We start from the raw sequence: 14,459 nt of genomic DNA, 5'->3' as shown, positions 1-14,459 counted from the left end.
GGGCCGTGACGAACTCGGAAGCCGAAGACACCCGCGTCACCGAACTGGCACTGGCCGCCGGTTCGGGCGACCGGCGGGCGCTGGCCGAGTTCGTGCGAGCCACCCAGCGCGACGTGTGGCGGTTCGTGGCGCACCTGGCCGACGTCGGTGCTGCCGACGATCTGGCGCAGGAGACCTACTTGCGGGCGTTGCGCTCGTTGCGCACGTTCCGCGGGACTTCTTCGGCGCGGACCTGGCTGCTGTCGATCGCGCGCCGCGCCGTGGTCGACCAGATCCGGTTCGAGCGGGCGCGGCCGCGCACCGTCGCCGCCGATTGGGTGCAGGCCGCGGAGGGCTCCGGCGGCCCGAACTCCGGTGGCCACGGCTCCGGTGGCCGGGGCAGGGGCTTCGAGGAACTCGTCGAGACGAACGTGCTGCTCGACCAGCTCGACCCGGACCGGCGGGAGGCGCTGGTGCTCACCCAGGTGCTCGGGCTCTCCTACGCGGAGGCCGCCGAGATCAGCGGCTGCGAGCTCGGCACGGTGCGCTCGCGCGTGGCCCGCGCCCGCGAAGACCTGATCTCCCGCACCCGGGGCCAGGACACCGGCACCGGCTGAGCCCGCCCGGCGTTCACCATAAGTGAACGGACCGTTCGTCCAATCTATTCGGACCAACAGTCCGTTCACTCAGAAAGCCCGCGGGTTTGTCAGGAGTGAACGGCCTGTTCGCCTGGTCTATTCGGACCAACGGTCCGTTCGCTCGATTTGGATGCGGTGGTGGGAACAAGCCGGATGTGTGGTGAGTTGTCGTCGACGGAACCTGCGAATCAGGAGGGTCTGATGGCATCCACTCCCGTCGAAGTGCACCGCACCGGCGAGCACACCTTCACCGCGAGCAACGACCGCGGCGCCACCGTGCACATCGGACGAGAGGGTGCGCCGGGCGCGTTCACCCCCGGTGAGCTGCTGCTCGCCGCCATCGCGGGCTGCTCCGCGGTGACCAGCGAGAACCTGCTGGTGCGCAGGCTCGGCGACGACGCCGACGTGGCGGTGCACGCCGACCGGGACAAGACCCCGGAGGACCCGAACAAGTTCGCCAACGTGCGGGTGAACTTCGACCTCGACCTCGGCCCGGTCGACGAGGCCGACCGGGACAAGCTGATGGACGCGGTGCGCCGCGCCATCGAGCGGTACTGCACGGTGAGCCGCTCGGTCGAGGAAGGCACCCCGATCGAGCTCGCATTGCCGCGCTGAGCCGGAAATCCGAGTCCGGCTCAGCATCCGATCTCCCCGGCGTAAGGTGCTGTCGCATCGCGGATCGGCGATGCGGCAGGTACCGAGGAGGCCACGGGGTGGGGCAGGCGAGCGAGCCGGAACCGGCGGGCGGCGGGCTGCGCCGCGAGCTCAGCGGCAGGCAGGTCGGCATGATCGCGCTCGGCGGCTCGATCGGGACCGGCCTTTTCCTCGGTTCCGGGCTGGCGATCAACACCGCGGGCCCTGCGGTGATCATCGCCTACGCGGTGGCCGCGTTCGCCGCGCTCGCGCTGGCCTACGCGCTGGCCGAGATGGTCGTGGTGCACCCGGAGGCGGGCGGTTTCGGGCCGATCGCGCAGCGCTACCTCGGCGGCCTCGCCGGGTTCGTGCAGCGCTGGATCTACTGGGCCGCGCAGGTCGCGAACATCGGCAGCGAGGTCGTCGCCGCCGGGCTCTACGTGCGGTTCTGGTACCCGCAGCTGCCGCTGTGGCTGCCGGTGGTGGTCTTCTCGGTGGTGATGCTGGCGATCAACGCGGCAGCGGTGCGCTACTTCGGCGAGTTCGAGTACTGGTTCGCGCTGATCAAGGTCGTCACGATCGTGGTGTTCATCCTGCTCGGGCTGACCTACATCGTCTTCGGCCTGCCCGGGCGGCCCGCGACCGGCGTGAGCGCGTTGACCGGCCACGGCGGTTTCCTGCCGAACGGGCTCGGTGCGGTGTGGCTGGCGTTGACCGCCGTGACGTTCTCCTACCTCGGCACCGAAGCGATCGGCGTCACCGCGTCCGAATCCCGCGACCCGGGCCGGGACGTGCCGCGCGCGGCGCGCAACATGGTGCTGCGGCTCGGGTTGTTCTACGTGCTCGGGATGCTCGTCGTGGTCTCGGTGCTGCCGTGGAACCAGGTCTCGGCCGAGGAGGACGTGACGCAGAGCCCGTTCGTCGCGCTGTTCGCGATCGCGGGCATCCCGGCCGCCGCGGGCGTGATGAACTTCGTGGTGCTCACCGCCGCGCTCTCGGCGATGAACACGAATCTGTACGTGACCGCGCGGATGACCTACTCGCTGGCGCGCGACGGCTATGCGCCGAAGTGGTTCACCGGCCTGAGTGGCCACGGTGCTCCGCAGCGAGCCTTGCTGCTGTCGGCGGCCGGCCTGGCGCTGGCGGTGGTGATCTCGGTGTTCTCCGAGGACACGGCGTTCCCGCTGATGATGGGCCTGGCACTGTTCGGCGCGCTGATCACCTGGCTGATCATCTTCGCCAGCCAGCTCGCGTTCCGGCGCCGCCGCGCCGCCGAAGGGCTCGCGCCGTCGCCGGTCCGGCTGCCCGGTGCGCCGGTGACCACGGTGCTGGCGATGCTGTTCATCGCGGCCGTGCTGCTGACCACGCCGTTCACCGAGCAGTTCAATACCGCTTGGAAAGCGGGCGTGCCCTTCCTGCTGCTGCTGTGCGCGGCGTACTACTTCGTCCGGCGCCGGGGCGCGAACCGCGCGGCGGCTCCGGTCGACTCGGGTGCGGAATGAAGGTGCCCGGCGGTGGCCGGGTGGGTAGCGCGCGAGCGGCCGGATTTACACTCCCGCATGTGTCGAACCAGCCGATGATCGCGCCTTCCATCCTGTCCGCGGACTTCGCTCACCTGGCCGCCGAGCTCGACGCCGTCAAGGGCGCCGACTGGGTGCACGTCGACGTGATGGACGCGCACTTCGTGCCGAACCTGACCCTCGGGCTGCCGGTGGTGCAGTCGCTGCTGAAGGCCACCGACATCCCGATGGACTGCCACCTCATGATCGAGGATCCGGATCGTTGGGCGATCGGCTACGCCGAGGCGGGCGCGCACAACGTCACCGTGCACGTGGAAGCGGCCGAGGATCCGATCGGGCTGGCGAAGAACCTGCGCGCCGCGGGTGCCAAGGCGGGTCTGTCGATCAAGCCGAACACGCCGCTGGAGCAGTACCTGGACGTGCTCAAGCACTACGACACGCTGCTGGTGATGTCGGTGGAGCCCGGCTTCGGCGGGCAGAAGTTCATCTCCGAGGTGCTGGACAAGACCCGGCAGGCCCGCGACCTGGTCGACACCGGGCACCTGAACCTGCTGGTGGAGATCGACGGCGGGATCAACGCCGAGACCATCGAGCAGGCCGCGGAGGCCGGGGTGGACTGCTTCGTGGCCGGATCCGCCGTCTACGGCGCCGAGGACCCGAGCCGCGCGCTCGAAGCGCTGCGCACCCAGGTGGGCCCGGCCTTCGCGCACGCGCGCCGGTGACACCCGAGGCCGAACTCGGGGCGATGGAGGCCGCCGTCGCCGCCAGCGAGCGGGTCCGTGGCACGACCAGCCCGAATCCGCCGGTCGGCTGCGTGATCCTCGATCCGTCGGGACAGCCCGCGGGGCTCGGCGCCACCCGGCCGCCCGGCGGCCCGCACGCCGAGGTCGTCGCGCTGCGCGAAGCCGGTGCGCGCGCCCGCGGCGGAACCGCGGTGGTCACCTTGGAGCCCTGCGCGCACACCGGGCGCACCGCACCGTGCACATCGGCGCTGCTGGAAGCCGGGGTGGCGCGCGTCGTGCACGCGGTCCCGGACCCGAACCCGCAGGCCGGCGGCGGAGCGGCGCTGCTGCGCGACGCGGGCGTCGACGTCTCCGCCGGGTTGCTGCGCGACGAGGTGGAACGCGGCCCGCTGCGCGCTTGGCTGCACTTCACCCGCACCGCGCGCCCGCACGTGACCTGGAAGTACGCCGCGAGCCTGGACGGGCGCTCGGCCGCGGCCGACGGCAGCAGCAAGTGGATCAGCTCCGCGGTCTCCCGCGGCGAGGTGCACGAGCTGCGCGGCAAGGTCGACGCGATCGTGGCGGGCACCGGCACCGTGCTCGCCGACGACCCGCAGCTGACCGCCCGCGACGAGTCCGGCGGCCTGCGGGAGCGGCAGCCGCTGCGGGTGGTCGTCGGCGACCGCCCGGTTCCCGAGGACGCGCGGGTGCTCGACGACGCCGCCGAAACGATCCGGCTGCCCGGCGGTGATCCCGCGGCCGCGCTGGCCGCGCTCGCGGACCGCGGAGTCGTGGACGTGCTGCTGGAAGGCGGTCCGGCGCTGGCGGGCGCGTTCGTGGCCGCCGAGCGGGTGGACCGGGTACTGGCCTACATCGCACCCGCGCTGCTGGGCGCCGGACCGGCCGCGCTGGGCGAGGCGGGAGTGGCGAGCGTCTCGCAAGCATGGTGGTGGGACGTCGAAGAGACGACGATGAGCGGTCCGGACGTGCGCGTCAGCGCCGTCCCGACGCGGCGTTGAGGAGGCAGAGCCGGTGTTCACGGGGATCGTCGAAGAGCTCGGGACCGTGCTGGCCGTCGAGCCCGCCGAGGACGTCGTGCGGTTGACCGTGCGAGGGCCGGTGGTGGCCTCCGATGCCGCGCACGGCGACTCGATCTCGGTCAACGGCGTGTGCCTGACCGTGGTGGACGCGGTCCAGGGGGACCGCTTCACCGTGGACGTGGTGCAGGAGACGGTCCGCCGCTCCGCGCTGAAGGCGGTCCAGGCCGGGGACCGGGTGAACCTGGAGCGCGCGATGGCGCTCGGCGATCGGCTCGGCGGGCACATCGTGCAGGGCCACGTGGACGGCACGGCCGTGCTGCGCTCCGACGAAGGCGATCTGACCCGGTTCGACCTGCCCGGTGGGCTGTCCCGCTACCTGGTCGAGAAGGGCTCGATCACGGTCGACGGCATCTCGCTGACCGTGGTGGACGCCGAACCGGACGGCTTCAGCGTCGCGTTGATTCCCACCACGCGGGAACTCACCACCCTAGGGGTGCGCCAACCGGGTGAAGAGGTCAACATCGAGGTGGACGTGCTGGCCAAGCACCTCGAGCGATTGGCCGCCGCACAGCTGGACGCGCTCGGCGAGCGCGGCCCAGCGCTGTGACCAGCTACTTCGTGAGCAGGGACGGTCCGCTGCGGTGCGGGTGATCGGGTTCGAGAGGAGCGCGGCGAGCCGGGGGAGAATGGTGGTGCCGGGACGCAGCGCCCGGTGCCGGAACCGAGGGCTGGTGCGGCACGGCGCACCACGACCCCAGAGTGAAAGAGCACGGACACGGTGAGCAACAGGTTCGACGACATCGAGCGCGCCCTGGCCGACATCGCGGCGGGCCGCCCGGTGATCGTGGTCGATGACGAGGATCGCGAGAACGAAGGCGACCTGATCTTCGCGGCGGAGCGGGCGACGCCGGAGCTGGTGGCGTTCATGGTGCGCTACACGTCCGGCTACCTGTGCGTCGGCATGACCGGCGAGGACTGCGATCGCCTCGACCTGCCACCGATGTACCACACCAACCAGGACCGCAAGGGCACCGCCTACACGGTCACCGTGGACGCGGCCGAGGGCGTCACCACCGGCATCTCCGCCGCCGACCGGGCCCGGACGCTGGGCGTGCTCGCCGCGGGCGGCTCGACCGCGCAGGACCTGACCCGGCCGGGACACGTGGTGCCGCTGCGCGCCCGGCACGGCGGGGTGCTGCGGCGGCCCGGGCACACCGAGGCGTCGGTGGATCTGGCCCGGCTGGCCGGGCTGCGGCCCGCGGGCGCGCTGTGCGAGATCGTCAGCCAGAAGAGCGAGGGCGACATGGCCCGGCGCGACGAGCTGGAGGTCTTCGCCGACGAGCACGAACTCGCGCTGATCACCATCGCCGACCTGGTCGCCTACCGCAGGCGGTTCGAGAAGCAGGTCGAGCGGGTCGCCGAGGCGCGCATCCCCACCGCGCACGGCACGTTCCGCACGTTCGGCTACGACAGCACCCTGGACGGCATCGAGCACCTGGCGCTGGTCTACGGCGACATCGGCGACGGCACGGACGTGCTGGTGCGGGTGCACTCGGAATGCCTGACCGGCGACGTGCTCGGCTCGCTGCGCTGCGACTGCGGCCCGCAGCTGGCCGCGGCGCTGGAGAAGGTCGCCGACGAGGGCCGCGGCGTGGTGCTCTACATGCGCGGGCACGAGGGCCGCGGCATCGGCCTGATCCACAAGTTGCAGGCGTACCAGCTGCAGGACGACGGAGCGGACACCGTGGACGCCAACGTCGAGCTGGGGATGCCGGTGGACAGCCGGGATTACGGCCAGGGCGCGCAGATCCTCTGCGACCTGGGCATCAAGTCGATGCGGCTGCTGACGAACAACCCGGAGAAGCGGATCGGGCTGGAGGGCTACGGCCTCGAGGTCGTCGGCCGCGAGCCGCTGCCGATCCGGCCGAACCCGGAGAACCTGCGCTACCTGCGCACCAAGCGGGACCGGATGGGCCACGAGCTGACGGACCTGGACGACGGCGAAGATTCCTCGATCAGCGGGGACGGTCTCGGTGAACCGGGGGTGACGGCATGAGCGGCGAGGGCAGGCCGCGGGTGGAGGTCCCGGAGGCCGCCGGCCTGCGGGTGGCGATCGCGGCGATCCGCTGGCACGACAAGATCACCGGCCGGATGCTGGAGCGCGCCGTGCAGGCCGCGCAGGAATCCGGTGTCGCGGAGCCGACCGTGGTGCGGGTGCCGGGCTCGGTCGAGCTGCCGGTGGTGTGCCAGCAGCTGGCGCACCAGCACGACGCGGTGGTGGCGCTGGGCGTGGTGATCCGCGGCGGGACGCCGCACTTCGAGTACGTCTGCGATTCGGTGACCCAGGGGCTGACCCGGGTGGCGCTGGACGAGTCCACCGCGATCGGCAACGGCGTGCTCACCACCGACACCGAGCAGCAGGCGCTGGACCGGGCCGGGTTCGCCGATTCGGTGGAGGACAAGGGTTTCGAGGCCACCGCGGCGGCGCTGGAGACCGCGCTGGTGCTGCGCGACCTGCGCGGCTACGACGGCTCCGGGCGAGGGTTCCTGTGAGCCTCCTGCGCGGACACGGCAGACTGGTCTCATGCAGGCAGGCGAAACGCGGGGCGGCTCCGGAACGCCGCGGGCCGAGGAAGTAAGCACCGCCACCGGCACGGGTGCCGCGCAGGTGGAGGTGCGCCCGCGCAAGGTGCGCCGGGTGGTCATCCCGGTGGCGATCGTGCTGGTCGTCGTGTTCACCGTGGCCGCGGTCCTGCTGCGCAACACTCCGACCGGTGCTTACTTCCGGGTCTCCGACCAGGTGTCGATGGCCGCGCTGGGCGTGCTGCTGGCCTGCGGTGCGTTGTTGCTGCTGCGGCCGCGGATGCGGGCGGGCCTGGACGGCATCGAGGTGCGCAACATCGTCGGCACCCGCCTGTTCGAGTGGGACGATGTGCTGGCGATCAGCTTCCCGGACGGTGCCTCGTGGGCCCGCCTGGAACTGGCCGACGACGAGTACGCACCGGTGATGGCGATCCAGTCCAGTGACGGGGCAAGCGCCGTGCAGGCGATGCGCGACCTGCGTGAGCTGCGCAGGCAGGTGGACGCGGTGCGCGGTGGTGAGCAGCAGGAATCCCAGCGGGAATCGCAGTCCGGCGGGGACGACGCCGCGGCTGCGCGATCCGATCAGGACGAGCAAGGCTGAACGCCGCCGTGCGCGGTGCGTGAACGGCTGTCGAGCGGCGGGGTCCGGTCATGAAAAAGGTGCCCGGAAGTCGTTTCCGGGCACCTTCTCCGCGATCTCTCAGGCACGCGACCTGTGGAAGATCAGGCGGTAGATGATGAGCAGGATCAGCGAACCGATCACCGCCCACACGAAGCTCATCAGGTTGAACCCGGTGACACCGGCTCCGCCGCCGAAGTTCGTGCCCAGCCAGCCGCCGAGCAGGCCGCCGACCACGCCGATCACGATCGTGAGAATGATGCCGCCGGGGTCCTTGCCCGGCAGAATGAACTTGGCGATCGCGCCCGCGATCAGACCGAAGATGATCCAGCTCAGGATTCCCACGGTGTCCTCCTTCCGGTTCACGCGCCGCTCGCGGCACGCTCGTCTCGCACACATCGGACTACCCGAGCGGTGATGGATCAACCGTGATCTATACCCCGTTCGGGTGATCGCCAACGGTACTTTCGATCTCGTGGCGAAACCTCGCCCGGTCGCCCGGCGGCTGCGGACGCCGCGAGCGGGTGCGGGACAATGGGGAGAGCGTCGAGCACCGGACGCGTCGGCGCAGCCGGTGCGGTGGCTGGCGGTGCGGCAACTGGAGGAGGAGATCGTGAGCGTTGCCCCGGAGCGAAACCTGCGGCTGGTCCGGGACGAGCCCCGCGAACCCGCGGTGCGGCTCGGCGACATCCCGCTGCGCAACCGCATGGTCACCGCCTCCAGCCTGCTCGGCTACGGCGTGTCCAACGCGAAGCTGGTGCCCTACGGGATGAGCCCGATCTCGCGGTTCGTCCCGCTGGAGCGGTTCGGCGCGGTCACCACCCGCACGGTCACCGTCGAGCCCCGCGAGGGCCACTTCACGACGCAGGACGTGTGGCCGCTGCACGAGCTGCCCGCGCTGCTCAAGCGCTACGGGCAGGCGCTGCGGCAGGTCGACGGCGGCTGGCTCAACGCGTTCGGCTGGTGCAACGTCGGCATCGACGCCTACCTGCGGGACTACTACCCGCGCACTCGCGAGCAGAACACGATCATCTCGGTGGGCGGGTTCTCCGCCGCGGAGTTCGTCACGCTCGTGGACAAGATCAACGCGGCGGTGCCCGCGGGGGAAATCGCCGCGGTCGAGTTCAACGTCTCCTGCCACAACGTGAACTTCGACTTCAACGCCATCATCGAGTCGGTGCTGGCCGAAGCGGTGCCGCGCAGCGCGCACCCGGTGATCCTGAAGCTGTCCCCGGACTACGACTACCTCGGTCACGCCCGGCTGGCCGCCCGGCACGGCGTCTCGGCGCTGACCGCGATCAACACCCTGAAGGGCCTGCGGCTGGACCCGGAAACGGGGGAACCGTTGCTGCGCAACGGTTTCGGCGGGCTGTCCGGCCGGGCGATCAAGCCGGTCGGGCTGCGGGTGGTCAAGGAGCTGCGCGACGCCGGGGTGACGCTGCCGATCATCGCGACCGGCGGCATCCGCAGCTTCGACGACTGCCGCGAGTACTTCTGGGCCGGTGCGGACGCGGTGAGCATGGGCAGCGCGAGCTGGTTCGCCAGCTACCCCGGCTACGCTCTGTCGCCGGTGCACGCCGCGCGGATCCGCGCCGTGCTGCGGCGCATCGAGCACTACGAGCCGCCGCGTCGCTGATCACCGGTTCGGCCGCTGCCGGGACCGGCTTGCCGCGATCCGCTCAACGCTGCGGGTCTCCTGCCGCACGACCGGCGCCCCTGCGCGAACCGCTTTCCGCGCTCCCGGACGCGCGCCCGGAATGTGTTGATCAACGGGAAATTCCGATCGGATGAAGATCCTCGACACGTCACGGGCAGAGACCGTTGACTTGCTGTGACGATCAACATCCGGAGGGGGACGATGATGTCGGGATACGGGACGTTCGGCAGCAGCCTGCGCGACCTGCCGCGGCTGCGGCAGTCCAAGCGGGGCCGGGTGTCGAGCTGGGACCGCACCGGCGGCAACACCGACAGCATCCGGCTCGCGCCGGGGGAGAGCCGGGAACTGGCCAACCTGGACGGTCCCGGCGCGGTCACGCACATCTGGTGCACCGTCGCGGTCGAGGACGGCGGGTTGCGGCCCGAGGTGGAGGGCGACTACCTGCGCAGGCTCGTGCTCAAGATCACCTGGGACGATTCGCCGCACCCGAGCGTGCTGGTGCCGCTGGGGGACTTCTTCGGCATCGGCCACGGCCGCACCGAGAACTTCGTGTCCGCACCGCTGCAGATGAGCCCGCAGGACGGCAAGGGCTTCAACTGCTGGTTCGCGATGCCCTTCGCCGCGGGCGCCCGGTTCGAGCTGGTCAGCGAGATGAGCCGGAAGCCGGTGATCTTCTACTACTACATCGACTACGAGCAGTACCGCCGCGCCGACCCCGAACTCGGCTACTTCCACGCGCAGTGGCGCCGGGAGAACCCGGCCGACGGCGTCGAGCAGGGCGAGCAGACCAACGACGAGTTCCTGTTCGGCGGCACCAACCTCGACGGCGCGGGCAATTACGTGCTGCTGGAGGCCGAAGGCCGCGGGCACTACGTCGGCTCCGTGCTCAACGTGCACAACCTGCGCTCGACCACCGACTGGAACTGGTACGGCGAGGGCGATGACATGATCTTCATCGACGGGGAGCCCTGGCCGCCGCGGCTGCACGGCACCGGCACCGAGGACTACTTCAACACCGCGTGGTGTCCCAGCCAGCCGTACCAGGCGCCCTACCACGGCCTGACGCTGCCGGGCGGGCCGAACTGGAGCGGGCAGGTCTCCTACTACCGGTTCCACGTGGAGGATCCGGTCACCTTCGACGAGTCGATCAGCGTCACGATCGAGCACGGGCACGCCAACAAGCGCTCCGACGACATCTCCTCGGTCGCCTACTGGTACCAGACCCTGCCGTCGAAGCCGTTCGGCCTGCCGCCGGTCCACGACCGGCTCCCGCGCCCGCTCTGACTCCCGGCTCACTCCTGGTGAGCCGGGGGTGCGACGTGCGGGGAGAGATCACTCGGTGTCGGAGTCGAGCGAGGCCCTGCCGTGCACCGCCAGCGCCCAGATCACCGCCACGTCCACCGCGATGATCAGCAGCGACCACAGCGGCTGGTACGGGATGAACAGGAAGTTGCCGAGCGCGCTCAGCGCCACGATCACGATGCCCGCGATCCGCGCCCAAGCCGCACCGCCCAGCAACGCCAGCCCGGTCGCCGCGACCAGCACTCCCAGGCCCAAGTGCGCCCAGCCCCATGCACCGACGTTGTAGCTGAACACGTAATCGCCGGTCACGGCGTAGACCGGGCCCTGCAGCAGCACGGCCGTCGACACGATGACGTGGAACACGCCGATGATCACCATCAGCACGCTCGCGAACAGCGCGAGACCGTCCGCCAGGCCGCCGGCCGGACGGCCGACTGCGTGGAAACCCCGATGTCCGAGCTGAGCCATCCCGATCACCCCTCCGGCGTTCGCACCTGGGTCCGAGTGGACCTCGACCGGCCGAGGTGACCAAGGGGCGAAGGTCCTCGCGCGCCGCGATGGGCGTGACGGGGAGTGTCGGCCGCGCACGTAGGGTGGAGCCGTGGCCGACCCGTCGACATACCGACCCGCCCCAGGCACGATCCCGGACGCGCCCGGCGTGTACCGGTTCCACGATGCCGAGGGCCGGGTCATCTACGTCGGCAAGGCGAAAAGCCTGCGCAGCAGGTTGTCGAACTACTTCGCGGACCTGTCCGGGCTGCACCCGCGCACCCGCCGGATGGTCACCACCGCGACCGGGGTGCGCTGGACCGTGGTCGGCACCGAGGTCGAGGCGCTGCAGCTGGAGTACTCCTGGATCAAGGAGTACGACCCGCGGTTCAACGTCCGCTACCGCGACGACAAGACCTACCCGGTGCTGGCCGTGACGCTGCACGAGGAGTACCCGCGGCTGCACGTCTACCGCGGTCCGCGGCGCAAGGGCGTGCGCTACTTCGGCCCCTACGCGCACGCCTGGGCGATCCGGGAGACGCTGGACATGCTGCTGCGCGTGTTCCCGGCGCGGACCTGCTCGAACACCGTGTTCAAGCGGCACGGGCAGATCGGGCGGCCCTGCCTGCTGGGCTACATCGGCAAATGCTCCGCGCCGTGCGTCGACCGGGTCAGCGCCGAGGAGCACCGGTCCATCGTGGACGATTTCTGCGATTTCCTGTCCGGGCGCACCGACACCTTGATGCGCAAGCTGGACAAGGAGATGCAGCGGGCTTCCGAGCAGCTGGAGTTCGAGCGCGCCGCCCGGCTGCGCGACGACCTCGAAGCGCTGCGCCGGGCGATGGAGAAGCAGGCCGTGGTGCTCGGCGACGGCACCGACGCCGACGTGATCGCCTTCGCCGAGGACGAGCTCGCCGCCGCGGTGCAGGTCTTCCACATCCGCGGCGGCCGGGTCCGCGGCCAGCGTGGCTGGGTGATCGACAAGGTGGACGACACCAGTACCGCCGCGCTGACCGGGCAGTTCCTCAGCCAGTTCTACGGCGAGCAGGCAGCGCTGGCCGATCAGGCCGACGCGGGCGGTACGCCGGTGCCGCGCGAGGTGCTGGTGCCGGAGCTGCCCGAGGACTCCGAGGCGCTGGCGCAGTGGCTCGGCGGCCTGCGCGGCAGCAAGGTGCACCTGCGGGTTCCGCAGCGCGGCGACAAGCGCACCCTGATGGAGACCGTCGAGCGCAACGCCAAGGAGGCGTTCGCCCAGTACAAGCTGCGCCGCGCAGGCGATCTCACCGCCCGCTCGGCCGCGCTGCAGGAGCTGCAGGAGGCGCTGGCGCTGGACAGCGCACCGCTGCGGATCGAATGCGTCGACGTCAGCCACGTGCAGGGCAGCGACGTGGTGGCCTCGCTGGTGGTGTTCGAGGACGGGGTGCCGCGCAAGTCCGAGTACCGCCGGTTCTCGGTGCGCGAAGGCGCCGAGGGCGGTGACGTCGGCTCGATCGACGAGGTGGTCCGGCGGAGGTTCGCCCGGTACCTGAAGGAAGCCTCGGCCGAGGCGGGTCCCGATGCCGCGCCGGAGAACGACGGCGAATCCGCCACCGGCGGTTCGACCGGCGCCGAAGCGGCGCAACCGGACGGCGAGGCCGTGCGACCGGACGGTGCGGCGGGGGCCGACGAGGCCGCGGACTCCGCACCCGGCATCGACCCGGAGACCGGCCGCCCGCGCAAGTTCGCCTACCCGCCGAACCTGCTGGTCATCGACGGCGGCGCGGCGCAGGCCAACGCCGCAGCGGACGCGCTGGCCGAACTCGGCATCACCGACGTGGCGGTGATCGGCCTGGCCAAGCGGCTCGAAGAGGTGTGGCTGCCCGCCGAGCCGGACCCGGTCGTCCTGCCGCGCACCAGCGAAGCGCTTTACCTGCTGCAGCGGGTGCGCGACGAGGCGCACCGGTTCGCGATCAGCTACCACCGCAAGAAGCGCTCGAAGCGGCTCAGCTCCTCGGAGCTGGATTCGGTACCCGGGCTGGGGCAGACCCGCAAGACCGCGCTGCTCAAGCACTTCGGCTCGGTGCGCAAGCTCAAGCAGGCGGGGGTTCAGGAGATCATGGCGGTGCCCGGCTTCGGCAGGCGCACCGCGGAGAGCGTGCACGCGGCCCTGGCCGGCCGGGCAGGGGCAAGCGGGGGAGACACCGGCACTGAAGGGGAGAGTCAGTGAGTGAGGAGCAGTCGGGCATCGAGGTCGCCGTGGTCAGCGGCCTCTCCGGCGCCGGGCGCAGCACGGCCGCGAAATGCCTGGAGGACCTGGGCTGGTTCGTGGTGGACAACCTGCCGCCGGAGCTGATCGCGACGATGGTGGAGCTGGGGGCGCGCTCCAGCGGCGCGATCACCCGCGTCGCGGTGGTGATGGACGTGCGCAGCCGCGCGTTCACCGAGGACCTCGGCTCGGTGATCAAGGACCTGGACGCGCGCGGCTACAAGCCGAAGGTGCTGTTCCTGGAGGCCACCGACGAGGTGCTGATCCGCCGCTTCGAGCAGGTGCGCCGCGGACATCCGCTGCAGGGCGAGGGCAGGCTGGCCGACGGCATCGCCGCCGAGCGGTCGCTGCTGTCCCGGTTGCGTTCGGAGGCCGACCTGGTCGTGGACACCACCGGGATATCGGTGCACCAGCTGCGCACCAAGATCGAGGACGCGTTCGGCAGCGAGGCCGAGACCCGCACCCGCGTGACCGTGCTGTCCTTCGGCTACAAGTACGGCCTGCCGATGGACGCCGACCTGGTGATGGACTGCCGGTTCCTGCCGAACCCGTTCTGGATCCCGGAACTGCGCGAGTTCACCGGCCTCGACGAGGAGGTGCGCAACTACGTGCTCGGCCAGGAGGGCGCCGAGGAGTTCCTGCGCAGCTACCAGGACCTGCTGCGGCTGGTCGGCGCCGGCTACCACCGCGAGGGCAAGCGGTACCTGACGCTGGCGCTGGGTTGCACCGGTGGCAAGCACCGCAGCGTCTCCCTGGTGGAGGAGATGGCCCGCAGACTCGCCGACGACGAGGGGATGATGGTCAAAACGGTGCATCGGGATCTGGGGCGCGAGTGACGGGACGGCCACCCCGCACCTCGGACGAGCGAACACCGGACGGGCAGGCGTCGGAGAACGCAGCGCCGGAGGGCCCAACACCCGAGACCCCAGCGCCGGACGGCTCGGCGCCGGACGGCTCGGCCCCGCGCGACCCGGCCCCGCACGACCCGGCACCGCACGACCCGGCCCCGCACGACCCGGCCGCCGACCGGCC

General features: G+C 71.1%; 15 protein-coding genes. 13 read left to right on the top strand and 2 right to left on the bottom strand.

From position 1 onward, the window contains the following. Window positions 1-5: 5 nt before the first annotated feature. The 9 genes from INP57_RS09785 to INP57_RS30295 all read left to right on the top strand — a co-directional run bounded on the left by INP57_RS09785 (window position 6) and on the right by INP57_RS30295 (window position 7,716). Complete coding sequence (locus INP57_RS09785; RefSeq protein WP_200069777.1) at window positions 6-596, top strand: sigma-70 family RNA polymerase sigma factor; 591 nt, start codon at window positions 6-8, stop codon at window positions 594-596. Between the two features lie 222 nt (window positions 597-818). Beyond that, window positions 819-1,232, top strand: coding sequence for an OsmC family protein (locus INP57_RS09780; protein WP_200069776.1), 414 nt, complete (start codon window positions 819-821; stop codon window positions 1,230-1,232). 170 nt (window positions 1,233-1,402) lie between these two features. Next, window positions 1,403-2,752 (top strand): amino acid permease, encoded by a 1,350-nt coding sequence (locus tag INP57_RS09775; RefSeq protein WP_200069926.1) that lies wholly within the window; start codon window positions 1,403-1,405, stop codon window positions 2,750-2,752. Window positions 2,753-2,826: 74 nt separating this feature from the next. Continuing rightward, window positions 2,827-3,492, top strand: a complete 666-nt coding sequence (gene rpe, locus INP57_RS09770) for a ribulose-phosphate 3-epimerase (RefSeq protein WP_200069925.1) — start codon at window positions 2,827-2,829, stop codon at window positions 3,490-3,492. A 23-nt stretch (window positions 3,493-3,515) separates the two neighbouring features. Next, on the top strand, window positions 3,516-4,511 hold the full coding sequence (ribD, locus tag INP57_RS09765) for a bifunctional diaminohydroxyphosphoribosylaminopyrimidine deaminase/5-amino-6-(5-phosphoribosylamino)uracil reductase RibD (RefSeq protein WP_200069924.1): 996 nt from the start codon (window positions 3,516-3,518) through the stop codon (window positions 4,509-4,511). A 13-nt stretch (window positions 4,512-4,524) separates the two neighbouring features. Next, window positions 4,525-5,139 carry a riboflavin synthase gene (locus INP57_RS09760; RefSeq protein WP_200069775.1) on the top strand — a complete coding sequence of 205 codons (615 nt, stop codon included), beginning with the start codon at window positions 4,525-4,527 and terminating at the stop codon, window positions 5,137-5,139. Window positions 5,140-5,310: 171 nt separating this feature from the next. Further along, window positions 5,311-6,588, top strand: a complete 1,278-nt coding sequence (locus INP57_RS09755) for a bifunctional 3,4-dihydroxy-2-butanone-4-phosphate synthase/GTP cyclohydrolase II (protein ID WP_200069774.1) — start codon at window positions 5,311-5,313, stop codon at window positions 6,586-6,588. Then, window positions 6,585-7,085, top strand: coding sequence for a 6,7-dimethyl-8-ribityllumazine synthase (gene ribH / locus INP57_RS09750; protein WP_200069773.1), 501 nt, complete (start codon window positions 6,585-6,587; stop codon window positions 7,083-7,085). The genes INP57_RS09755 and ribH overlap by 4 nt, the downstream gene beginning before the upstream one ends. Before the next feature lie 115 nt (window positions 7,086-7,200). Continuing rightward, window positions 7,201-7,716, top strand: a complete 516-nt coding sequence (locus tag INP57_RS30295) for a PH domain-containing protein (protein ID WP_374220934.1) — start codon at window positions 7,201-7,203, stop codon at window positions 7,714-7,716. A gap of 99 nt (window positions 7,717-7,815) precedes the next feature. On the opposite strand, the gene INP57_RS09740 is transcribed toward INP57_RS30295, so the two are convergent. Further along, on the bottom strand, window positions 7,816-8,079 hold the full coding sequence (locus INP57_RS09740; protein ID WP_200069771.1) for a GlsB/YeaQ/YmgE family stress response membrane protein: 264 nt from the start codon (window positions 8,077-8,079) through the stop codon (window positions 7,816-7,818). A 268-nt stretch (window positions 8,080-8,347) separates the two neighbouring features. Between INP57_RS09740 and INP57_RS09735 the strand changes: the two genes are divergently transcribed. Beyond that, on the top strand, window positions 8,348-9,370 hold the full coding sequence (locus tag INP57_RS09735; RefSeq protein ID WP_200069770.1) for a beta/alpha barrel domain-containing protein: 1,023 nt from the start codon (window positions 8,348-8,350) through the stop codon (window positions 9,368-9,370). Between the two features lie 225 nt (window positions 9,371-9,595). Further along, window positions 9,596-10,675: a glycoside hydrolase family 172 protein gene (locus INP57_RS09730; protein ID WP_200069923.1), complete on the top strand. Its 1,080-nt coding sequence runs from the start codon at window positions 9,596-9,598 to the stop codon at window positions 10,673-10,675. 48 nt (window positions 10,676-10,723) lie between these two features. Here the strand turns inward: INP57_RS09730 and INP57_RS09725 are convergent, their stop codons facing one another. Beyond that, window positions 10,724-11,161: a DUF7144 family membrane protein gene (locus INP57_RS09725; RefSeq protein WP_233627195.1), complete on the bottom strand. Its 438-nt coding sequence runs from the start codon at window positions 11,159-11,161 to the stop codon at window positions 10,724-10,726. 133 nt (window positions 11,162-11,294) lie between these two features. On the opposite strand from INP57_RS09725, the gene uvrC reads away from it, so the two are divergent. Beyond that, entirely contained in the window at window positions 11,295-13,388 is a 2,094-nt protein-coding gene (uvrC, locus tag INP57_RS09720) for an excinuclease ABC subunit UvrC (RefSeq protein ID WP_200069769.1), read from the top strand. Continuing rightward, window positions 13,385-14,263, top strand: coding sequence for an RNase adapter RapZ (gene rapZ, locus INP57_RS09715; RefSeq protein ID WP_200069768.1), 879 nt, complete (start codon window positions 13,385-13,387; stop codon window positions 14,261-14,263). The genes uvrC and rapZ overlap by 4 nt, the downstream gene beginning before the upstream one ends. Window positions 14,264-14,459 lie beyond the last annotated feature (196 nt).

The sequence above is a fragment of the Saccharopolyspora galaxeae genome (assembly GCF_016526145.1).
Lineage (GTDB): Bacteria > Actinomycetota > Actinomycetes > Mycobacteriales > Pseudonocardiaceae > Saccharopolyspora_C > Saccharopolyspora_C galaxeae.
The sequence above is the reverse complement of the archived record's forward strand: the minus strand, read 5'-3'. Positions and strand labels throughout refer to the sequence as shown.